Source organism: Kitasatospora sp. NPDC048239 (genome assembly GCF_043202015.1).
GTDB lineage: Bacteria > Actinomycetota > Actinomycetes > Streptomycetales > Streptomycetaceae > Kitasatospora.
The window spans coordinates 36,357-56,933 of the sequence record NZ_JBICZP010000027.1 but is presented as its reverse complement, the minus strand read 5'-3'; the positions used below and the strand labels follow the sequence as shown (position 1 = coordinate 56,933).

The following is a 20,577-nucleotide window of genomic DNA, read 5'->3' as shown; positions in this document are numbered from 1 at the left end:
CCAGCGGGGGCCCCGCCCGTGCCGGAGGGGCTGTCCGGGGCCGCGGCCCCGGGTTGTCGTGCGCGCGGTGGCGCCGCGCTGCCCGGCTCGGAGGCGGCGCCCTCCAGTCTGCGCCGACGAGCCCGGCCTGCCCGGACCGTTCGGCACCTGGACCGACGAGGCCGGCCAGGAGCAGGAGGAAGGCGAGACGGACGACGCTGAGCTGTCGTGCTGACCAGGCGGCGTCGGGCACCGTGAGCTGCGCTTCCGCGCCGAGATGCGCGGCAAAAATCGGACACTTGTCGATCAAGGACCAGCAGCGTCCCGTTGCATCGATGAACCGGACCTCCACGATGCCGGGGAACGGCTCATCGTCCACCAGCGAACCGCCTCGCAGCGCAACTCAGGCACTCGGCCCCCATTCCAGAGCCGCGCCACCACGGCAACGACCGTCAGTATGCCCGAGAGGCCGACATCACTGACGGGACAGCCTTTAGGGCATCCGTTCGAGCTGAACGACGGACTGCCCATGGGAAGGGGACTGTCTGGTCTCCGTGGGCTCACGTACTCGCCGTTTGACCCTCCAGCTCATGGGATGTCTGTCAAGTCAGCGTGTTGAGATCGCGAGGGCGCGCGGCGCTCGATACAGGGGCGCCGTGGAACCAGGGTCAGTGATACATCCACGGGATAAGGTGCGCCATGACTGAGCGCGACTACGACAAGCTCTACAACATCGTCGTCCCTGTGATGAAGGTCCGGGCCATGCCGGACAACACCGTACGGAACGAGGGCTTCGCTGGAACCGCCTTCCTACTTAAGGACGGCGAGGGCCTAGTGATGACCGCCCGCCACGTTGCCGAGCAGCTGACCCCCGGGGAAGCAGCTGTCCTCTATCGAGGTGCAGATGGGGGTTGGCAGCCCAGGGCCTCGGCAAAGTGAGGCCTCGTCCCATTTGTAGTGTATTGAGCCTGCGTTCTCGCCTGCGACCGGCAGGTGGGTGCGGGCCGAGACGCTGGAGGAGGACTTGCCGCCCGGCCCCGGCGATGAACTCGTCTATCTTGCTGGAGCAGTCTGCCGGGACACCGCTTATGGCCCCGTGACCACGACAGTCAGGCCCGCCGCTGGTAGTACTCCATGGCCCGGGTCGCCCCCGTCCTGGTCGACTGCAGGGCGGCAAACACCCAACGCGCCAGGTCAGTTGGCCGCGAATGTGTCCTACTGTTCTGAAATGACTTGGATACCGCTGCTTGCCACGCTGGTCGGTGCCGTGATCGCGATGGGATCGGCGCTGTTGGTGGAGCGCAGGAAGACACAACGAGAGACGACAGTCGAGTGGGGCAGAACACGACGGCAGCTCTATGCGCGGTTCCTCGCAGACCATGCCCAGGCGGGCAGTGACCTGCGCAATATTGCCGCTACGCTTGGCTTGGATGCGAGCGAGAGGTACCGGCAGACACGAGCGGCCTACGCACACTGCTACACATCTCGTCACGAGCTGGAACTTCTCGCCCCCAGCGCCGTCGTCGCTCTAGCCGAGGAATGCAGTGGGGCAGTCCGAATGATGCGTGACGCCGTTAGCGCCGGAGCGCGAATCGACAGCGATCAGTTCGAGGAACTAACACGCAGGTACCTGGACCTGCGCCTACAGACGAGGGATGCCATGCGTTCAGACATCTGGTCTGACAACGCCTGACGACGGTACGGATCGAAGCTGCTGCAGCAGGGGCCTCCGCCACCAGCGTCGACCTGTTCCCCGACCGAGTGGCCCTTGAGCCCAGTGGTCGCAGGGCTTCGGCAAGGTCGGCAGTCCGGTTTGTGACGATGCGACAGTTGGTGGTAGTCCCGGCAGCAGGGCAGGCACGGCCGTCCAAGATCATGGAGTTCTCGACGCCCCGTCATCCGAGTGGAGGACCGTGCCTGCCGACGCATCATCGCCGATCCCGCCTGCCCTTGACCGGCTCCGCGAGCATCCCGAGGCGGTGCCTGAGGAAGTCCCGGGCCTGCTTGATCGGCTGGCCGAGGTGCCGGACCCGCGCGATCCGCGCGGAGTGCGACACCGGCTGGCCGTCGTGCTCGCGTTCACCGCATGTGCCGTGCTGGCGGGAGCGACCTCGCTGCTGGCCGTCGGCGAGTGGATCGCCGACGCCCCGGTGCACGTGCTGGAGCAGGTTGGCGTACGCCCCGATCCGCTGCCGTCCCGGGTCGTCCGCCCGGCTGCTCGTTCCGTCCGCCGGGCTGCCCGCCGGCGGCCCCGTCCGTCATGTGGAGCCTGTCCCTGCGGGGTGGGTCGCGGTATACGAGGGCTACTTCCTCGGCGACCAGACCACCCAGCAGGCCGTGCTCCACGACACCCCGGAGCTCGCTGCCTGCAGCATCCTCCAGGCGCACCTCCACGGCCTCTGACCGGACCGGCCCGCGCCGTCGTGTCCACGTGGCCGGGCCGGTCGTTGGCCGGTCATGACCCCACCAGAGTTGATGCAGCTGCCGTACGTCGACGCGGTGGTCCGGGCGGTCGGTGAGGCCGGCTACCCGACGGGCCCGGACTCAGCTCCGACGGCGAGCTGATGTGGCTGGAGGCGTTCGTCGACCTCGGCTCCGCCGGGTTCGATCAGGACGACGATGACGACCCGGAGGATCTCGTGAGGGCCGGGCTGGCGGGAAGCAGACCACCGGATGGCTGGTTGGCGACTACGACGGGCGTGGCGGCTACGAGCACGTCCAGCCGGTCTTCGCCCCTGGTGCAGTGCTGCCGACCCCGGAAGCCGTCGCCGCGGCCGTCCGGCAGCTGTTCACCGGCGGCCTGCGGTACCGGCAGACCGCCGACGACACCCCGCCGACCTCGCGGCCCGGCTCGCCGCCTACTGGCCAGCCGTCTGAGCACCAGGTGGCCGACGCCGCGCACCGCCGCCTGACCGGCCCCGCCATCGGCCCCCTCTACACCGCCCCTGGAACGCGCCGGGCCCAGTGGCGGGCGATCAGTCCGTGACCTCCTCCACCTCGCTGAGGTCCTCCACCCCCACCGGCCGCAGCCCGTCGAACCACACCCCCACCCCGAAGGGCTCGCAGGCCGGCGGTGCCCCCTCCGCGAACCGCAGCATCCAGCCGTCGGCGTAGACGTTCACCTCCGGTGCGTCCAACCCGGCCTGATTCTCCGTCATATCCCATGCTGCGCAGACGAACCGCCGGGCTTCCTCCACCGCCTGCTCCAGGTGCGTCAGCACCTCCCTGAGCAGGTCGAGATCCACCGCCCCGACGTCCTCGCCAGCCTCCACCATCACATTGACGTTCACCGCCCACCGCTCCGGCTCGGCCACTCCCCACACCGTCAGCCCACCCGGCCCGTCGCTCACCCGCACCAGCGGCCCCACACCCTGCACCGTCCCCGCCTCCTCGTCGCCCCGCCACCGTACAACCGGGCGACGGCCACGGCACGGTGGGGCCGCCGCCGGGAGCCGGACCCCGGGCTCTCGAAGCCGTCCCGGCCTGGTGCTGCTCGCCCCCCTGCGCTGCTCGGCCTCCTGTCCCGGTTCGGTCCGCTGCCGCCCTCGGCCTGGTGCTGGTCGCCGCTCGGTCCGGCTTCCCGGCTCGGCTCGTTCCGCAGGTCCGCCGCTGGCCGCCGGCCCGACATCCGCGGCACCGTCCTCCGTCGGCCAGCCGCTGTTCCACAGCGTTCGGCTCGGACACCCCCGCTGGCCCGGGTGTCGCGGCGTCGCCACGTCGGGGCGTCCGGGACCGTACACAGCCCGGCGGTGGCCGGGTTCTCCTCGGCGGCCAGGAGCAGGTCCGCCACCGCCCCGTCGACGGCGGCGGGCGGGAGTTGCTGCGGCGGGGTGGCGGGGGCCTGTGATGCCGGGGCTGTTGCGGGGCGGGGCCGGCTTTCGTCCCGGGCCCGTTTCCGCAGTCGGGCCGGTATTTGTACTGGTTGGCAGTCGGGCCGGTATTTGTACTGGTTGGGGGGGATGGCGTCCTGCCCGGTCCGGCGGGCTCGACCGGTGTCCGGATGCGTCGGTTCAACGGTCGACCGATGCTGGGTGTGTGATCGAGGCCAAGGGACACAATGGGCAGGTCAGCTTCGACGGGGAGTACGTGACGATCACCCGCAAGGGGTTTCTCGCACGCGCGTCGGTGGGCAAGGGCGAGAAGCGCATCCACGTCTCGCAGATCGTCGCCGTCCAGTGGAAGCCGCCCGGGGTGCTCGTCAACGGCTTCATCCAGTTCACTCTGGCCGGCGGGCTGGAACGGCGCTCCGGGTTCGGCGCCCAGACCGCGAGCGCTGTCAAGGACGAGAACAGCGTGGTCGTCATGAAGAACCAGGCACCGGCCTTCGAGGAGTTGCGCGTGGCCGTCGAGGACGCGGTCGCCAGTCTCCACCGCTTCGCGCCGCCTGCCGTACCCGCTGCCCCGGCGGCCACCGGCACCGCGGGTGGCTCGCTCGCCGACGAGCTGGCCAAGCTCCAGTGGCTGGCCGACTCCGGCACCCTGACCCCGGACGAGCTAGCCGCTGCAAAGGCTCGCCTCCTGGGCACTATCGGGCAGCCGCCAGCCACAGCTTGAACCGCTGTCGCCGGGGAAGCCGCGGCCGCGGAGGCGAAGCGCCCCCACGCCTGGTGGCGCCGGTCCTGACCCGCCCTCACCCCGGTGCAGGCCGCTGACCTGCACTGGGGAGTTTCGTCCCGGGCCGGTGAGTTTCACCCCGGAGCTGCCGGTGAGTTTGCCCGCCAGGGGCCGACTGCCCCGGGCTCGGAAACTTTCCATCGCAGGTCAGAGGCGGTGAGTTTCGCCCCGGCGTGGTCCGTTCGAGTGGCGGCCGGGTTCGGCGCGGCGGTCGGGCGGGCAGAGCCTTCGGCATGACGACTCCCACCCGGCCCCACCGTCGCCGTCGCCGCCGTCCGTCTGCACCGGCCGTGCCTGCTCCCGCTCCCGCTCCCGCTCCCGCTCCCGCTGCCGCGGTCCGCGCCGCCAGGCCGCCGATCCCGGCCCGCCGGCGCGCCGTGGGCGGGTGCTGCCGGACCTGGTCCAGCGAACACATCTGTCCGGGCGGCCAAGTGGTCCGGACTACCTGGCACGAGCCCGCCTGTACGACCGGGAGCCGGCCGTGAACGCCCCCGCCGAGCAGGCCCCTGCCGACCGGTTCGAGCCCGGCAGCACGGCGGTGCGCCGCGACGTCTACGCGGGCCGGGTCTGGACCGCGATGCCGCAGCGGGTCCTCGACGACACCGGCGAGATCCTCCAGCTCGCCTACTGGCCCGGCATCACCTCGCTCGCCCCGACCACCTGGATCGACTCCCTGCGCACCGGCGACACCGCGCTGCGCGAGAGCGGACTGCACCACCTCGCCGCCGGCACCTGGACCCTCGCCCCCTACTGCTGGACCGGCACCGCGCTGCGCAGCACCTTCCTGACCGGGGAACACTTCTCGGTGCACCGGTTTCAGGACGCCAGCACGGGTGAGCCGCTGCGCTGGTACGTCAACTTCGAGCTGCCCCACACCCGCGGCCCGGTCGGCATCGACACGTTCGACCTGTTCGTCGACCTGGTGGTGGAGCCGGACCTCTCGGCCTGGTCGTGGAAGGACGAGGACGAGTACGCGCAAGGCCGACGCCTGGGCCTGGTCGGCGACGACCTCCACACCCTGGTCGAGCAGGCCCGCCAGCGCGCGCTCGGACTCCTCCAGGACCGGGCCGGCCCTTTCGCCGACCCGTGGACCACCTGGCTGCCCGACCCGGCTTGGCCACTGCCGACCCTGCCCGGCGGTGCGGACGGCACGCCTGCGCACTGACCGCCTGCGGGCCGTCCTGGTGGTCTCCGCGCTGGGCCGTTCCGTACCTTGATGGCCTTCCAAGGTATCCGTTCGATAGCCGGGGAAGGCCGGGTAGCGGCGCTCCCACAGCGGCTTGCGGCCGCCCTGGACGGCCTCGATGGTGCCGGCCCGCATCCCGGCCGGGAGCGTGGCGGTGGCCCGGTACCGGGCGTAGGCGTTCAGCTTGGCGGTGAGGCGGGGCCCGCCCATGGTGGCGCGGTCGACCTCGACGAACGCCCGGTTGGACGCCCCGTCCCCCGTCGGGGGCGGTGCGCCCGTAGTGGAGCAGGCCGTCGGGGCGCACGGTGCCCTCCTTCCCCTCGGCGAAGCGGTGGGTGATCTCCGGGACCAGGTCGAACGGCCCGTAGGAGTCACCGCGGGTGCGGGCGTCGGCGAGGAACACCAGGTGCGTGCGGACGACGGCGAGCTGGTGGTACAGCGTGAACTTGAAGGCCTCCCTGTCCCCGGGCAGCCGGGCCGCGGGGATGTCCGCCAGCTCGGGGAACGCGGCCGCGATCCGCGCGCCGTGCTCGGTCAGGAACCAGCCCTTCGCCCGCCCCGACCGCGGCAGCACCAGCTCCTCGGCCAGGCCCTGCTCGCGGAGCCTGCGCAGCCGGCTGCGCATCTTCTCGATGCCGCTGTCCGGGGCGTGAATGCGGCGCAGCTGCTCGGCGGTGGCGATCCGGAACTGGAACAGCGAGGCCACCACGGCCCAGGTGATCTCCACCTCCCGCGTCTCGCTGTCCGGCTCCGCACCCGTCCTTGCCCTTGCCGTGGTCTTCTTCGTGGTGCTGTTGTCCGTCGCCATCGGGGGTGCCCTTTCGGCTGGCGCGGGGCCGGGTGCTCCGCGCGGTCGCCGAACTGAACCCCCCGCACCTTGGCGGATCCCTTGGCGATCAACCCGTCTGCGGCAACGATCACGTAGCGGCTGCTACCAAGGTGATAAGCCGTCAAGCCTCCAGCCTTGGAAAACACCTTGTTGCCCTGCCTCCAACTTCGGAGATGGCCCCGGGACGCCTTGACGAATGTCTTGATGTCGGGGGCCGGACCCCTTGATGGCGGGTCAGGACTGCCGGAATGCGGGCTGGACGCTCAGCACGTGCTCAGCCGGCCGGTGCTCCTCGTACGAGGCGATGGTCCCGGATCGCCGCGCCCTGTCGGCGCTCCCTCGCCTGTTCCAGAGAGTAGGGAGCAGGCCAGATCCGTGCCGGCCTCCAACGTGCCGGCCTCGGTGCGGTACGCCCGGGCCTTCGCTGCGATCGGTACTCCCGCCGCAGATCGCCGTCTCTGGGTCCATTCGACGGCGTTCCGCACTCATGCAATGCCAGAAGCCATCGCACCGTGACCAGCTCTGTCCCTCGACTGGTCGGCGGGGGCTCAGTGCCATGACGTGCAGATCGTCTTGCCGCCATTGGTCCGGACCGCGCATGCACGGACCGTCGCAGTGTCCGGCCAGTAGTACATGTTCCCGTAATTGGAGCCGTAGGTTTGGAAGAGCCCGAGCCACTGCTGCCAGGTCTTGCCGCCGTCGTACGAGCGGTCTATCCACCCCTGGTAGAGACCGCAGCCGGAGGCGACTTGGAGGCGTGCCCACGCGTACCAGTAGCCGCTGTTACGGCCCGAACGGAGTTGCAGCGTCGCGCACCCGGGGTCGTTCCTGTCGGCGTCGGTGTCTGTGCGGTCGAAGGAGAAGGTTCCGGGGTCGGTGTTGTCGCACTTGTAGCCGGACCCACAACTCAGAGCGGCGACGGCCGGTGCCGCCGTGTCCGTGGCCGGCTTCGCGTCGAGGGTCTTCGCGGACGCCGTGCCAGCCAGCGGTATGAGCACCATGCCGAGGGATGCCGCGACGAGTCCCAACTTCTTGATCACGATCGTTGTCCTTCCGTTGCCCAGATCGTGGGATGAAGGAAACATGACATTCACTCGCGCCAACCCGGGGGTCGAATGTGCAGGACTGTCTGACTAGCGCCAGACTGTGGCCGGATCGCCGAGCGGCGGCGAGCCACGCCCTCCAGCTCGGGGAAGGTCACGGCGATCCGTACGGCGTGCTCAGTCAGGAAGGCTCGACGCTGCTCGTCGGCCGGATGCACCGTCACCCGTCGGCCGAGCTCCGCGTTGAGGTACACCGCGATGCGGCTCCACTGCCCGTCCGGCTCTGGCAGGACGTCCCCGATGCCTTCCGCCGCACGCCCCAACATCTCCTGGAGCGCCTCGGCGCCCCAGTTGCTCTCGCCGGACCCCACCCCGAAACTCATCCCGCCAGTATGCCGCCGAGCGCATCGACGGTCCCAGTCGACCAGGTGCCGGTCCTCCCGGCTCCCGGCAAGGCGGCCCCGGAGTTCGGCCAGGTGCCCTTCGGCGACCCAGTCGGGACGGGTGTGTCAGCGAGCAGAGATGCCGATGAACGCAGCTGTCACGGCGAGGTGGTGAACAGCGCTGCGACTCGCTTGCGGAGGCGCACCCACCAGTTGGACGCTACGGCCTCGGTGGTGAGCGGGTCGGCCTCCTCGTGTGCCTGGTCGGCGGCAGCAGTTGCGGCCTTGCGGTCGCGCTTGGCGAGCATGCCCGCGTGAACGGCCAGCACCCGCTCGTACTCCCACACCATGCCCAACGGCCAGTCGGCCCTGCAGGCCGGGAGCAGCTCCACCAGCCGGGCCCAGCCGCGGAACTCGGCCACTGTCCGGGAATCGCTCCCCTCCTGGGTGTCCGCTGCGGCGTCGTAGCACTCGACGTAAAGGCCGGGGGCGAGCCCCACAGCAGCGGTGTAGCGCTGGCGGTGGTGGTCGATCTCCACGGTCCAGCCCTCACCGCGCCAGACCGAGAAGTGCCGGTTCTCCTCGCCGCTGTGGTTCGCCAGCCAGTGGGCGACGGTGAACCGGCTCCAGGCCTCGGCGGCGCCGATACTTGGGAAGGCCACCCACTGGCTGTTCTGGTCCCCGAGCAAGGTCTCGCGCAGGACCCCGAAGACGCTGTGCCGGCCGAACGGCCCGAGTTCGGTGGACACGACCTGGGTGCGCTCACCTCGGTAGGGCAGCTCGTGGACGACGGTGCCGTTGTTGATGGCGTCGGCGAAGGCGGGGTTGGCGTGGAAGCGGCCGTTGACCGTGCCCTGCAGGTACGGCTGGGTGTCGCGGTCGGCTTGGTCCTGGGTCGGCATTGCGATTCCTCTCTGTACGGCGCGGGGCGTGGTCGTCCCGGATGGTGATATCGGAGCCGGGCAGCGAGACCGGTCCGGCCGGGCGCCGTGGCGCGTTGGTGTGCTCCTACCGATGGTGGCCTTCTGATGCCTGCGAGCGGGGGTGATTGGCGCATCTGTCGGCGCTCGGCGGTTCGGCAGGCCGGGGGATGCGGTCAGCGTGCGGAGCGGTCGGTGATGATTGCGATCACCAGGGCGTCCAGGGTCAGCAGGATCTCGTGGGCGGACTCGTCCGAATGGCATGGCGCTCAGCCAGAACCAGCGCGACAAGGTCGAGCCGCGGATCCGCGCAGCCATCCACCGCCTGCTGAACGGGCAGATTCCGCAGGGCGCCGCGTGGGCGTCCAGTCGCTCGCCCGCGAGGCCGGCACTCCCGGCCTCGCTCTACCGAGCCTGGGACCACATCGAGGACGAGCTCGAGCAGCGTCGCGGCTTGGCGCCGGGACCAGGCGGACCAGACCGCGAAGGAGATGACCCAGACCGCGGTGCTGCGCGCAACGGAGGACCGGGCCTTGCCTGGGGGCGTGCCCTCCTCGCAAACGCGGCAGCTACCGTGGCCGAAGCCGACGACCGGGAACGGGAGCGTGCCCACGAGGATGGAGACCCCGGCCAGTACTACCGCGTGCGACAGCCTCTCAAGAAGTCAGCCCTGGCCGAGGTCGACGCCTTCGCCGCCTCGCATCCGCAGGTCATCCGAAGCCAGCCTGGCGCACGAGACGGCCCTGACCCTGCGGGCCCTGGGCGACCTGCAAGGGGCCGAGGAGGAGATGAGGCGCAGCGTGCGGACCCGGCAGCGGGCCTCGGCCCGTACGCACGCCGTGACCCTCGGGTACCTCGGGGCCGTCCAAGCCCAGCGCGGCCACATCGAGGAGGCGTGCGCGACCTGGCACACCGCGCTCGACGCGATGGCGGGCATCCGGTCCGGTCGGACCCGTGACGTCGTGCGGCAGATGCGCAGCGCGCTGTCCCCGGTCCGTGGCCGGGGCGGCAGCATGGCGGCCGAGCTGGACACCCGCGCCCGCGAGGCCCTTCAGGCCATAGGCTGACCGCCCCGCGACAAGCGCTCGACCAGCCGGGCGCCGGGCGGCAACGCGGTCCTGCGGACCGGGGAGGAGAAGCGCATGATCATGATCGAGCCTGTCGCCGTGGTGGTCGGAGGCCACCTCGAGCCGGCCGACGACTACCAGGGCGGCATCCGGTCCGTGATCCGCCTCAACCCCGACTACCCACTCGACGCCGTGCAGGGCCTTGAGGAGTTCAGCCACCTGACCGTCACCTGGCGCTTCCACCTTGCAACGCCCGACGACGTGGAGCTCCACGCCCGCAGCCCGCGCGGCAACCCCCGCTGGCCGGCAACCGGGACGTTCGCGCACAGGAACCACCGGCGCCCAAACCAGCTCGCTGTCTCCTACCCCCGGCTGCTGCAGGTCAAGGGCCTCGACCTGCACGTCACCGACCTCGACGCCGTCCACGGAACGCCGATCATCGACATCGCGCCCTACTTCCGGGAGATGGGCCCCCGTGGCGAGGTCACCGAACCCGCCTGGCCCGGCGAGATGCTGACCGACTACTGGACGGACGCCGACAGCAGGCCGCGGTAGCGCGAGCGACCGCGGGTTGAAGAGGCCGCCGGCGTTCGGCCCGCGTCCGATGTCGTAGCCCCCCGGAGATGCCTTCCCCTTTCGGGGCGATGGCCGGGCGCAGCGGCGGGGCCGAGGAGGGACGGGTGAGTTCCGGGATGCTGCTCGGGCTTGGAAAGACTCGCTGCGGCGGACAAGCCCGGCAACCAGGCGAAGTTGCGCTGGAGTGCCCGAACCGGGCCGGAAACCGGGCCGTTTCGGGCCGTGGCCCGCTTTCGCACGGTGGACCAGGGCCGATTCGGCCCGGGTCCGCAGCGATCCGCTCCCCTGAATCCTCCGAGACCCGCACACCTGGGGCTGTTGGCGGACGTGATTGAGGGGCGCCATACGGACCCGGGGATCGGGATAGCACGCCAGTGCCACCACGCCGTCGGCGTCCTGATTCAGCGCTGGTCACAGGCCGCGGTCGCAGACCGGACCTGAGCACCCCGTGGGCAGCGTACCCATCGAAGTCGATCTCGCGGTGCGTGCCCTGGGCCGGGGACGCCTCTTCCGACGGCCGGGCGGAGGACGAACGCGCTGGGAAGGACCGGTTCGAGCTCGACAGAGCGGTGGTTCAGCGATTGAAGACATGGGGCAGCCGTCCGTCAGCAGGAGACCCGCCCCTGGCGGCGGCATGGTCGGCGAGAGTGCGCAGCTGTGCGGGGGTGAGCCCGGCCAGGTCACGGAAGTCACGGGTCATGTGCGCCTGGTCGTAGTAGCCGCACAAAGCCGCCAGATCGGCCAGCGACCGGCGGGTGCCGGACGGCAGGGTGAGCGCCCGCTGGAACCGCAGGATCCGGCTGACTGATTGCGGCGGCAGTCCGATCTGCTCTCGGAACAGCACCTGCAACCGTCGGCTGCCGCGGCCCGTGGCAACAGCCAGATCTTTGGCGGATAACTGCCCGTGACAGGCACGCAGCCGACTCCACGCCTCGGCGACGACCGGCGAGGGCGGCGATGCGTCCGCCATGCGCCGCGTCAGGGCGCTGTCGATGACCGCCCAGCGCCCTTCCCAGTCCGGTTCGGCGATGAGCTGCTCGGTGGTCCTCGCTGACCAGCCGGTGCCCAGCACCTCGTCCGGGTGCATGTGGCGGTTGGCCAGGTGGTGCAGCGGCAGCCCCAGGCACATGTACGCGCCGAGCGGAGTGAACTCCACCTCGACCGACTCCGCAACGCCCTCGTATCCCCCTTTCACCGATGATGTCTGCAGACCGGCGAGCATCGCATGCCACGTAGTCCGCTCCGCCAGGACGCCCCGGGTGCATTCGAGCAGGCACAGGGGATCTCCCCAACCCAGGATCAACGTGACTGTGGCGGAGGGGAGAGTGAGCCTGACCGGTCTCGGCCCCGCAGTGCGATGACCTCGGTACATCACGATCTGAGCGCGTAACCGCTCGGGTGCGCGACGTTCCGCGTACCCGCCCGTGTTCCTCGACTCCATGGGGCGTTTCAACCTCCATCTGCGGCCCTACGCGAGAGTGCGCGTCGCTCCGGTGAAGAGAGTGCGCCTTCGTACAAGTCGGGGGAACAGGCTCTGCAGCAATCTGGACACACGCCACACGGCGACCCCGGAACGCCCCGTTAGAGGAGTCCGAATGCTCAGGAAGATCATCGCTAGCGCAACCGTGACGACCGTGGCGGCCGGGGCGGTCCTCATGGGGTCCGCCGGTGCGGCCTCCGCCGCCCCGCTTTGGTGCGGGAGCTGGCTGAAGGAGCCCTCCAGGGCGACCAACATTTCTCCGGTGCCCGGAACGCAGGCGTCCGTCACGAGCCCGAGCAACGGCTACATCCGCGTCAACCAGGGCACGTACGGCGGAAAGTGGTACGCATGGGCCAAGCTGTACAACGGCTGGCAGGGTGATCTCGTCGCGCTGATCTGGGTGAATCAGTCGAACAAGGCGACCTACCAGTGCGGCTCTCGAGACGGGTCAACCGATTATTCCCTGGACTACACCGCCGGTGTCGACGATACGCACGCATACAAGGTCCAGGCCAAGCACTGGCACAACGGCGCCGTCTCGTACGGCTCGACCGTCGTGTGGCGGTAGCACACGACGGCCGCCTGGCCCGCCGGAGAGTCAGTTGCCGTCGGCTTCGGCAAGGGGGACGCGAACCCCCCACCGGTAGCGGGTTCGCCGCCCGGAAGGTGCGCACGTGTTGCGAGGAGCCGGGTCGCGGGATGCAGTCCGTCGCCGTGTGTGCGCGACCCGGGCCCGGCCGAAACCCCGAACGGGAATCAGTCATGTCGTAGGAGGAAACCAGTGCTGAGGAAGATCATCGCTAGCGCAACCGTGACCATAGTGGCGGCCGGGGCGGTCCTCATGGGATCCGCGGGTGCGGCCTCCGCCGCCCCGCTTTGGTGCGGGAGCTGGCTGAAGGAGCCCTCCAGGGCGACAAACGTCTCCCCGGTGCCCGGAACGTACGCGAACGTCGGAGGACCCACCTACATCCGCGTCAACCAGGGCACCTACGGCGGGAAGTGGTACGCGTGGGCCAAGATGTACAACTACGATCTCGACTCCGTGGCTCTGATCTGGGTCAACCAGTCGGACAAGGCGGTCTACCAGTGCGGTAACCGGGACGGCGTACGGGAGTGGGCCCAGGACTACACCGCCGGCGTCGATGACGCACACGCCTACAAGGTGCAGGCGAAGTACCAGCACTCGAACGTGTTCTACGGTCCGACGGTCGTCTGGCGATGAGCGAAGCCGATGACCCCCTCGCGTGAGCAGCTGAGTTTCGTCGGCGCTGATGTCCGTGAACCGGCTCCTGGCGCTGACGACCGCGACCCTGCGATGCCGCACCGGAAGGAGACCATGAAGCAGCGGCGAGTCTCATCGGTACTACCGGCCACAGTGATCTCTCTCCTGCTTCTCGTGTCGGCCGCATGCACCACCGCGCCGAAGGCCGAGACGGCGGCTGACGCTCCCGTGATCACGCAAGGGGCGGGATCCGCAGGCCTTCTCGCGCTTCCCCTGGACGCCTATGAACTGCCGGACGAGGACTACCTCCAGGTGCAGCGGGCGACCATGCACTCGCTGCGTGATTGCATGGCCTCTTTCGGACTGACTCTCAGCGTTCCCGAGGTCTCCGCTTCCCGGTACCCCAGGCATGCGACCGCGCTCGGCTGGCTCGGTGCCCACGAGGTCGAGCGCTACGGATATCGAGGGCCGGCGAACTTCGCGGACGACATGGCAGCAGCCGCCCGACGCGGAAGTAGACCCATAGTCGTCCCCGAAGACCAGATCGCGGTATTCGAAGGGAGCGTTCCCCGGTTTCGGGGGGAGACGGTGCCCGAGGGAGGGTGCGATGGGAAAACCCGCCGCACCCTCAACGGCGGAGAGGTCTCGATACCGATCGACGGACTCGACTCCACCGTTCCTCCCGAACGATGGCTCCATGTCCTGGGAGCTCAGGCCGGGGACCGGGCGCGGTCCGACGCGCGGTTCTCCTCCACGGTACGGTCATGGAGCGAGTGCATGCGCGACCGGGGATTCCGGTATCAGAATCCCGACCAGGCGATGAGCGATCCTCGGTGGAGCACCGGCGAGGACGGCGCAGGCCAGTCGCCTTCCCGGGACGAGATCGAGACCGCGGTCGCGGACAGGGACTGTCGGGACAGGGCGAATTTCTCGGGAGTCGCGAAGTTCCTGATGGCTCAGTACGAGAACGAGATGATCAACTCGCAGGGTCATCGCATCCGCGAGGTTTCCGACCTTCTGAAGACCCGGGCCATGAATTCATCCAGGATCCTCAGTGCCCGCTGATGAACTTGGATGCGTGATGCCGGTGCTGTCGGGGGCGGCGGCGCGTGATCGGGTCGGTCCGGGCGAGGCAACGGTCGATCAGGCGGCGACTGCCACCGAGGTGAGCGTTCTCCTCGCCGAAGGCCGCTACGAGCAGGCGGACGCCGGAGCCCGGGAACTGCTGCAGAGCCATGTGGGGGTCTGCCGCGCCTCCGGATACCAGCTGCTGGCGGCAGCGGCGGTGGCCGCCGGTGAGGCCGGCGAGCTGCCCCCGCAGGAGGTCCGCCACCGCGTCGCCCTGGCACTCATCGGTCTCCACGGCGACGGATCCGACCCGGCACCGGGCGTCATGCACAAGGTCGCGCAGACCGCCGCCTACGCCGAACTGCTCGACGGACGACCTGAGCTGGCCGCCCGGCTGGCCCGTGCGCGGCGTCTGGAAGCACTGCCCACTGCCGAACGCGGCGCAGCAGGACACGGTGTCTACTCCCTGAGCTGGTCCCGGATCGTCGACATGGTCCAGGTAGGTGTACAGCGCGGCGGCCGGCCTCATCGGCACCCCCGTGGGCTGTTGCCATTCCGTCAGCGTCAGTTCCTTGGTGTCGACGAGGGCCCGCAGGCCTTCGCGTAAGGCGGCGGTGTACGCCGAACCGGGTTCGCTCAGGCCACCCTTGAGCTCGGCGACGTCTTCGATCCACTTGCGGGAGAAGGCGTTGCTGACGAACTGGAGGATGAAGGGTCCAGGGGCATGGCCGGCCTCTCAGGTGGCGTGAACGGGGACGGGAGGCATCAACAGGCCGTTCGGGGCCTGGGCGTAGCACTCCATCGCGGGTACGGAGTGTCTCCGGTGGTGCCGTAGCATCCGGATGGCGCACCGCACACCTGTTCACGGGGGAAGTACCGCACTTGTTCAAGAGAGCGATGCCTGTGCCGTCCGGGGTAGCCGCGCGGGCGGCCCGTTCGGCTGTACTGATGGTGTCGGGCGCCCTCGCGCTCGGCTCGTGCTGGCTCATGGACCCCTTGGTCGGCGGATCGGAAGCGCCGGCCAAGCCAGTACGTTTCGAGTCGCGGGAGGAGGCGCTGACCCGGGCGGACCAGGTCCGGGAGCATGTGGTCGAGCTGACAGGCCTCGAACGGGATCCGTGGAGCAAGCTCATTGCCTTCCACAAGTGCTCGGGACCGGGAACGGGTATCGCTGATGAGGGCGAGGCATACCTGCTCAACTCGGCGATCCGCCTGAAAGCCACGGACGACCAGCGTCCCGAGGCCCTTCGAGCACTGCGACAGAAGCTCGCGGACGAGGGCTTCAAGACTACCTCGAACGAGTCGGCCTCGGCCGATCAGTCCACCTGGGAGTTCCAGGCTCTCCATGCCTCTGACTCCTACACCGTCCTGGCAGGCAGGAATGAACCCGGCCAGGGCGTGGCCGTCATCGTCGCCCTGCCCTGCCAGGCACCGCCAACCGCCGTGGCCTCACCTGCTCCAACGCCTACCGCCTGAAGGCCGCGGTGAAGGCTCCCGACGGGCCGGCTGGTGAACGAATCAAAACAGTAGCGTCACTGCGCGGACACGGCCCAATGAAGGGAAGGGAAGCGGCAATGCAACGCAACCGCACGCTGGAGGACTGGGAAGTCGGCGCGCAGCTCCGCTGGTATGCGTTGCTGGAAATCCGCGCCATGTCCGGCAGACGGAAGCCGATCAAGGATTGGCCCGACGATGACTACGTCGCCTGCATCCGTTGGCTCGCCAACCTCTGCGACAACATCCCGTTCCTACCCAAACCCCGCAAGCCATGGTGGAGCCGAGCGCGGTCCGAGCGCAGCTTCGCCTACGCCTGGGCCGTCGCCGACGAACGCGGGCAACAGTGGATCCTCAGCACCGTGGACAAGTTCGGCTGGAACTGGACACCGCCGTCCACCAGCACCCCCGCATCGCCGCTACCGAACGAAGACCACCCGCTGGTCGACCAACCGTAGAAACGCCGACCGCCGCCCAAGAGTCCTCAAGGTCGTCGGTCACCGTTGATCGGTCGGGGCTACAGGAGGTCGGCCGAGGGGTGGCGGTGCAGGGCGTACCAGAGGATCGGTGGGGCGTCGGGCCTGGTGCTGGGTGCCGGGTGGGCGGCGCCGGCGGCGGCGAGGCTGTAGAGCAGGGCGGGGTCGGGCTGGGGGATTTCGCCGTGGTCCTCGTCGTCGGCGGCGACGGGGAGTTGGTGGATGACAGCGGCGATGCGGGGCGGTAGGCGTACGTCGAGGCCTTCGTGGCAGCGGGCGATGATGTCGTCGCGCACGTGGGCGGGCAGGAGGCTGACTCCCAGGACGGCGCTGGCGGTCGCGGGCCTGGGGTTCGCGGCGAGGGACTCGGCCTGATCCCGCCACCAGTCGGCGTCCTGGATCTCGCCCCGGCTGCGGTGCAGCAGGTTGAGGCAGCTGGCGGCGGTGTAGCTGCCTGCGCCCGCCGCAAACTCCCACCAGAACTGGGCGGCCTCCCGGCGTCCGGTCACCTGGAGCAGGGCGCCGAGGATCAAGGCGCCCTCGGGGTGGATGCGGCGGCTGTTGGCGAGCTGGCGCAGCGAGGGTGCCGCCGCGGGCTGGGCGAGCACGAGAGTGACGGCGAGGTCGAGTTCGTGGGCGGCCTGCAGGTGTTCGGCGCCCAGTGGCGGCGGCGCGGCGAACAGCCGCCGCCAGGCGCGGCGGGACGCGCGCTCCTGGTCGGGCGGGGGCGGCAGGTCCGCCGGGGACCGCCGGTCCCGGCCGGCCCGGTTCCCGCCCCGTTTGCCCGGTACCAGGCGGTCGCGTCCCATACTCACTCCTCGTTGTTGCGGTCGGTCCCGGCCATCAGGCGGTTGAGCTTGCGCAGCGCCTGATGGGCCGTCGACGTCACGTTCGTCTCCGAGATGCCCAGGTGCTCGGCGATCAGCGCGTCCTTCAGCCCAAGGAGGTAGTGCAGGACCACGACGTCGTACTGACGTTCGGCCAGGCGCAGCACCGCCTGGTAGAGGTGTTCGTGGTCGCCGAGGGTTTCGAGGCTGATGCGGGCCTGGTCGGCGAAGTAGCGGATGGCCTCGGCTCGGTCGGTCGGCGGGCTGCCGGGCGGGCGGCCGGTCTCGGCGATCACCTCGGCGACGGCGTCCGCCACGGCGCTCTTGATCAGCGTCCAGGCGTAGGAGGCGGGGTGCTCCTCGCGCAGGGCGACGGGCCACTGCCGCCAGAGCCGGTCCTTCATCCGCTGGACGGCCCGCAGGGCGAGCACGTCGTCGTGGAGCCGGGCGCGGGCCAGCCCGAACCAGGCGCTGCCGTGCGGGTCGCAGAACGCGGTGAACGCCAGGTGCAGCGCGGCCCGCGAGCGGGCCGCCGCCGTCTCGTGCTCGGTCACGTCCGATTCCTCCCCAGTGGCCGGTCCTGCCGGCCGCCCGGTCCGACCTGCGTGCCCGGCCAGGCCGGAGATCAGGCTGACGGAGTCGATCGTCGGGGGTGCGTCCATCAGCTGCGCCTCGGCGATGTCGGCGGCGGCCAGCAGCTGGCGCAGGTCGACGCCGGTGACGTGCCCGGTGCGCTGCAGGACGGCTGCGAGGACTTCCAGCTGGGTGTTGCCTGCCCCGGCGCCAAAACCGCGGGCGCAGCCGTCGATGACGGTGGCGCCCGCGCTGACGGCGGCGAGCGAGTTGGCCATCGCCAGGCCGAGGTTGTTGTGGCCGTGGAAGATGACCGGCACGTCGCCGACGGCGGCGCGAATCGCTGTGACGCGCTGGAGGACGTCGTCGGGCAGGTAGTGGCCGGCGGAGTCCATGATGCCGACCGCCTGCGCGCCGAAGTCGACCAACTGGGCACACTGGTCGGCGAGTTCAGCCGGGCCGAGCATGTGACTCAGCAGCAGAACGGCCTGCGCCTCGACGCCGGCGGCCCGACTCTCGCCGAGGTGGCGATCGGCGACGTCGGCCTGGGAGCAGTGCGCGGCAATGCGCACCACGTCCGCGCCGTGGCGCACCGCCGCCCGCAGGTCCATGCCGGTGCCCCAGCCCGGCGCGAGGAAGACTCCCAGCCGACTGGTGGTCAGGCACTCGCGGACGGCGGTGATCATCGCCTCGTCGGCGAGGCGGGCGCGGCCGAGCTGGAGAGAGGAGGCGCCCAGGCCGTTGCCGTGCCCGACCTCGACGACGGGCACGCCCGCGGCGTTGGCGGCGGTGGCGTAGGCGCACAGCTGGTCGGCGTCGAGCTGGTGGCGCACCGCGTGGTGGCCGTCGCGCAGAGTCGGGTCGTGCAGGGTCACACGACCGACGGTCAGCTGCCCCACGGCAGGGCTCCTTCCCGGGCGAGGGCGGCGACGGCCTGCTCGGCCGTCCACACGGCGGCCGCGTTGATGATGTCGAGGTTGCCCGCATAGGCGGGGATGTGGCTGCTGCGGGCGGTGACCTCCAGCGCGACGTCGATCCGGCCGCCCGCGACGGTGCAGGAGGTGACGGTGTAGCCGGGGGCGTAGGCCCGGACGCGGGCAGCGGCAGCGTGCACGGCGGCCCGGACGCGCTCGGGCCGGGCGTCGTCGGCCAGGACGGTGGCCAGGACACGGAACGGCGGCTCGGGGCGGGCCGGGCTGAGGTTCAGCAGCGCCTTGACCTCAGCCTCCGGTACGCCGGCCAGCTCCCGGACGGCGGCCTGCGTGGTGGCGATGTACTCGTCGGTGTTCAGGCGGGTGCCGCGCCCGGTACTGGCGGTGGCTCCGGTGGCCACGACCTCCACGTAGGACGGGGTGCACGTGGCGGCGATGGCGTGCAGGACGGGGATCGCGCTCTGCCCGCCGCAGCTGATCATGTTGAAGTGCCGGGACGACTGCACAGCCGCCTCCCCGTTGACGCAGGGCACCACCCGGGTACCGGTGCCGCTGGGGGTCAGGTCGACCAGCACCGTGCCGGTGGCCGCCAGGGCCTGCCAGTGGGCGGCGTGCGCGGCGGCGTTGGAGGCGTCGAAGACGACATCGAAGCGCTCCCCGGCGCCGACGAATGCGGCGCTCCCGCCGGCCATCGTGGTGAGGCCGAGCTGCGCCGCGCGGCGCAGCCCCACCGAGGTCCGGTCGCGGCCGACCATCAGCGCGCACTCCAGCCGGCCGCAGTTGCCGATGCGCTCGGCCAGGTCCATTCCGATCTTGCCGGTTCCGAGCACGGCGGCTCTGGGCCGCTGCTTCGGTCCGTTCATGGCGAGGTCCTTCCGTCCAGGGGCGGTCTGTGAAGGTCGGCCGCCGCCCGGGCGGGTGCCGCCGGGCAGCGCGCGAGGTGGGGCGGGGTGCTCAGCGGGTGCGGACAGCCACCGGGGGCAGGACGTCGCAGTCGGCCTCGACGAGCGTTCCGGGGCGCAGCGGGAGGGCGGCGTGCACGGAACCGGCCAGCACGATGTCACCGGCCTTCAGACCGGTGCCGAACGCGGCCAGACGCCGGGCCAGCCAGGCCACGGCCGCGAGCGGATCGCCGAACACCTCGCGGCCCTCCCCCGACGCGGCCAGGGCGCCGTCGATCCGCAGGGTCAGCCGCCGCCCGGGCAGATCGAGGCCGGGCTGGAACGCGACGGCGGGGCCGGTGACGATCCGCGCACGCCGTGTTGTCCGCAACGCTGTCCGCCAGCGTGAGCTGCCAGCCCCGGTAGCGGGTGTCCTCCAGGGCGACCATCGCCTCGGACACCGCGCTGCGCGTGGCGGCGACGTCGACCGCCTCGCCGGCCAGGTCCTCACCGAGGCGGAACGCGAACTCGCTCTCCACCCACGGGGAGATCAGGTCGGCCATTGCGAGGTCGCCCCCGTGGGGAACGGCCATGTAGTCGAGGCGGACGCCGGAGTCCGGTTCGTCGATGCCCATCTGCCGGCGCATCGCCTCGGAGGTGAGACCGACCTTGTGGCCGATCGGCCGGGCCCCGGCCGCGATCCGGTGCGCCAGGCCGGCGCTCTGGATCCGGTAGGCGTCCGCCAGGTCCAGGCCCGGGTGGCACAGGGCCAGCGTCTCAATCGGCTCGGCGGCGCGTTCGGCCTGCCACAGGGCAGCGGCTTCCCGTTCGGTCCAGGCCGGCGCGGCGCCGCCCCAGCCGGCGAGGACGGCGCGCCCGCCGGGGGCGGCGCCGGGACGGGCCACCTTCGCCAGCAGCGGCGCAAGGCCGGCGGACTCGCCGCCGCTCGGCCGGTCCGGGGTGCCGGGCGGCGAGGCGGAGGGGCCTTGGGAGCGTGCGGACATGGCGTCCCCCAGGTGTGAGGTCC

The 20,577-nt window shown here is 70.6% G+C and carries 24 protein-coding genes and 3 pseudogenes; 15 read left to right on the top strand and 12 right to left on the bottom strand.

What is annotated here, in order from left to right:
• Window positions 1–358, bottom strand: a 358-nt coding sequence (locus ACGFZP_RS37985) for a hypothetical protein (RefSeq protein ID WP_392941588.1), incomplete at its 3' end; no start/stop codon positions are given.
• 320 nt (window positions 359–678) lie between these two features.
• On the opposite strand from ACGFZP_RS37985, the gene ACGFZP_RS37980 reads away from it, so the two are divergent.
• From ACGFZP_RS37980 to ACGFZP_RS37960, 5 genes and pseudogenes are all read left to right on the top strand, one after another.
• Window positions 679–918: a hypothetical protein gene (locus ACGFZP_RS37980; RefSeq protein WP_392941585.1), complete on the top strand. Its 240-nt coding sequence runs from the start codon at window positions 679–681 to the stop codon at window positions 916–918.
• A gap of 289 nt (window positions 919–1,207) precedes the next feature.
• The gene (locus ACGFZP_RS37975) at window positions 1,208–1,672 is read left to right on the top strand and encodes a hypothetical protein (protein WP_392941583.1); all 465 of its coding nucleotides are present in this window, start codon (window positions 1,208–1,210) and stop codon (window positions 1,670–1,672) included.
• Between the two features lie 220 nt (window positions 1,673–1,892).
• A pseudogene (locus ACGFZP_RS37970) lies at window positions 1,893–2,120 on the top strand (transposase family protein); the annotation flags it as partial.
• Between the two features lie 121 nt (window positions 2,121–2,241).
• Complete coding sequence (locus tag ACGFZP_RS37965) at window positions 2,242–2,382, top strand: hypothetical protein (protein ID WP_392941598.1); 141 nt, start codon at window positions 2,242–2,244, stop codon at window positions 2,380–2,382.
• A 340-nt stretch (window positions 2,383–2,722) separates the two neighbouring features.
• Window positions 2,723–2,965, top strand: a complete 243-nt coding sequence (locus tag ACGFZP_RS37960; protein ID WP_392941581.1) for a hypothetical protein — start codon at window positions 2,723–2,725, stop codon at window positions 2,963–2,965.
• Here ACGFZP_RS37960 and ACGFZP_RS37955 read toward each other — a convergent pair.
• Window positions 2,955–3,356 (bottom strand): hypothetical protein, encoded by a 402-nt coding sequence (locus ACGFZP_RS37955; RefSeq protein WP_392941579.1) that lies wholly within the window; start codon window positions 3,354–3,356, stop codon window positions 2,955–2,957. The two genes, ACGFZP_RS37960 and ACGFZP_RS37955, sit on opposite strands and share 11 nt — an antisense overlap.
• A 658-nt stretch (window positions 3,357–4,014) precedes the next feature.
• Here ACGFZP_RS37955 and ACGFZP_RS37950 point away from each other — a divergent pair.
• Together ACGFZP_RS37950 and ACGFZP_RS37945 are read left to right on the top strand one after the other, a co-directional pair.
• On the top strand, window positions 4,015–4,533 hold the full coding sequence (locus ACGFZP_RS37950) for a DUF4429 domain-containing protein (protein WP_392941576.1): 519 nt from the start codon (window positions 4,015–4,017) through the stop codon (window positions 4,531–4,533).
• Window positions 4,534–5,074: 541 nt separating this feature from the next.
• Window positions 5,075–5,758, top strand: a complete 684-nt coding sequence (locus ACGFZP_RS37945; protein ID WP_392941573.1) for a DUF402 domain-containing protein — start codon at window positions 5,075–5,077, stop codon at window positions 5,756–5,758.
• A gap of 358 nt (window positions 5,759–6,116) precedes the next feature.
• On the opposite strand, the pseudogene ACGFZP_RS37940 reads toward ACGFZP_RS37945, so the two are convergent.
• The 4 genes and pseudogenes from ACGFZP_RS37940 to ACGFZP_RS37925 form a co-directional block, all read right to left on the bottom strand.
• Window positions 6,117–6,587, bottom strand: a pseudogene (locus ACGFZP_RS37940) (replication-relaxation family protein); the annotation flags it as partial.
• Between the two features lie 569 nt (window positions 6,588–7,156).
• Window positions 7,157–7,648 (bottom strand): hypothetical protein, encoded by a 492-nt coding sequence (locus ACGFZP_RS37935; RefSeq protein WP_392941570.1) that lies wholly within the window; start codon window positions 7,646–7,648, stop codon window positions 7,157–7,159.
• Window positions 7,649–7,698: 50 nt separating this feature from the next.
• On the bottom strand, window positions 7,699–8,034 hold the full coding sequence (locus ACGFZP_RS37930) for a hypothetical protein (protein ID WP_392941567.1): 336 nt from the start codon (window positions 8,032–8,034) through the stop codon (window positions 7,699–7,701).
• A gap of 158 nt (window positions 8,035–8,192) precedes the next feature.
• Window positions 8,193–8,936, bottom strand: a complete 744-nt coding sequence (locus tag ACGFZP_RS37925) for a hypothetical protein (protein WP_392941564.1) — start codon at window positions 8,934–8,936, stop codon at window positions 8,193–8,195.
• Between the two features lie 806 nt (window positions 8,937–9,742).
• Between ACGFZP_RS37925 and ACGFZP_RS37920 the strand changes: the two genes are divergently transcribed.
• Together ACGFZP_RS37920 and ACGFZP_RS37915 are read left to right on the top strand one after the other, a co-directional pair.
• On the top strand, window positions 9,743–10,021 hold the full coding sequence (locus tag ACGFZP_RS37920; protein WP_392941562.1) for a hypothetical protein: 279 nt from the start codon (window positions 9,743–9,745) through the stop codon (window positions 10,019–10,021).
• Window positions 10,022–10,096: 75 nt separating this feature from the next.
• Entirely contained in the window at window positions 10,097–10,576 is a 480-nt protein-coding gene (locus tag ACGFZP_RS37915; RefSeq protein ID WP_392941559.1) for an SAM-dependent methyltransferase, read from the top strand.
• Between the two features lie 595 nt (window positions 10,577–11,171).
• Here the strand turns inward: ACGFZP_RS37915 and ACGFZP_RS37910 are convergent.
• Complete coding sequence (locus ACGFZP_RS37910; protein WP_392941557.1) at window positions 11,172–11,819, bottom strand: helix-turn-helix domain-containing protein; 648 nt, start codon at window positions 11,817–11,819, stop codon at window positions 11,172–11,174.
• A 373-nt stretch (window positions 11,820–12,192) separates the two neighbouring features.
• Here ACGFZP_RS37910 and ACGFZP_RS37905 point away from each other — a divergent pair, with 373 nt between their 5' ends.
• The 6 genes from ACGFZP_RS37905 (at window position 12,193) to ACGFZP_RS37880 (ending at window position 16,319) form a co-directional block, all read left to right on the top strand.
• On the top strand, window positions 12,193–12,645 hold the full coding sequence (locus ACGFZP_RS37905) for a hypothetical protein (protein ID WP_392941554.1): 453 nt from the start codon (window positions 12,193–12,195) through the stop codon (window positions 12,643–12,645).
• Between the two features lie 360 nt (window positions 12,646–13,005).
• A complete protein-coding gene (locus tag ACGFZP_RS37900) occupies window positions 13,006–13,299 on the top strand; it encodes a hypothetical protein (RefSeq protein ID WP_392941551.1) in 294 nt (97 codons plus the stop codon).
• Window positions 13,300–13,413: 114 nt separating this feature from the next.
• Window positions 13,414–14,364: a hypothetical protein gene (locus ACGFZP_RS37895; protein WP_392941549.1), complete on the top strand. Its 951-nt coding sequence runs from the start codon at window positions 13,414–13,416 to the stop codon at window positions 14,362–14,364.
• Complete coding sequence (locus tag ACGFZP_RS37890) at window positions 14,354–14,974, top strand: hypothetical protein (RefSeq protein WP_392941547.1); 621 nt, start codon at window positions 14,354–14,356, stop codon at window positions 14,972–14,974. Before ACGFZP_RS37895 ends, ACGFZP_RS37890 begins: the two co-directional genes overlap by 11 nt.
• Window positions 14,975–15,315: 341 nt before the next feature.
• Complete coding sequence (locus ACGFZP_RS37885) at window positions 15,316–15,843, top strand: hypothetical protein (protein WP_392941544.1); 528 nt, start codon at window positions 15,316–15,318, stop codon at window positions 15,841–15,843.
• 98 nt (window positions 15,844–15,941) lie between these two features.
• A complete protein-coding gene (locus ACGFZP_RS37880) occupies window positions 15,942–16,319 on the top strand; it encodes a hypothetical protein (RefSeq protein WP_392941541.1) in 378 nt (125 codons plus the stop codon).
• A 59-nt stretch (window positions 16,320–16,378) separates the two neighbouring features.
• Here the strand turns inward: ACGFZP_RS37880 and ACGFZP_RS37875 are convergent, their stop codons facing one another.
• From ACGFZP_RS37875 to ACGFZP_RS37855, 5 genes and pseudogenes are all read right to left on the bottom strand, one after another.
• Window positions 16,379–17,146: a hypothetical protein gene (locus tag ACGFZP_RS37875; RefSeq protein WP_392941538.1), complete on the bottom strand. Its 768-nt coding sequence runs from the start codon at window positions 17,144–17,146 to the stop codon at window positions 16,379–16,381.
• Window positions 17,147–17,148: 2 nt separating this feature from the next.
• A complete protein-coding gene (locus ACGFZP_RS37870) occupies window positions 17,149–17,568 on the bottom strand; it encodes a sigma-70 family RNA polymerase sigma factor (RefSeq protein ID WP_392941596.1) in 420 nt (139 codons plus the stop codon).
• 204 nt (window positions 17,569–17,772) lie between these two features.
• Window positions 17,773–18,636: pseudogene (locus ACGFZP_RS37865) on the bottom strand (4-hydroxy-2-oxovalerate aldolase); the annotation flags it as partial.
• A complete protein-coding gene (locus tag ACGFZP_RS37860) occupies window positions 18,624–19,532 on the bottom strand; it encodes an acetaldehyde dehydrogenase (acetylating) (protein ID WP_392941535.1) in 909 nt (302 codons plus the stop codon). The pseudogene ACGFZP_RS37865 and the gene ACGFZP_RS37860, both read right to left, overlap by 13 nt.
• Window positions 19,533–19,623: 91 nt before the next feature.
• Window positions 19,624–19,941, bottom strand: a complete 318-nt coding sequence (locus tag ACGFZP_RS37855) for a fumarylacetoacetate hydrolase family protein (RefSeq protein WP_392941532.1) — start codon at window positions 19,939–19,941, stop codon at window positions 19,624–19,626.
• Between the last annotated feature and the right edge of the window lie 636 nt (window positions 19,942–20,577).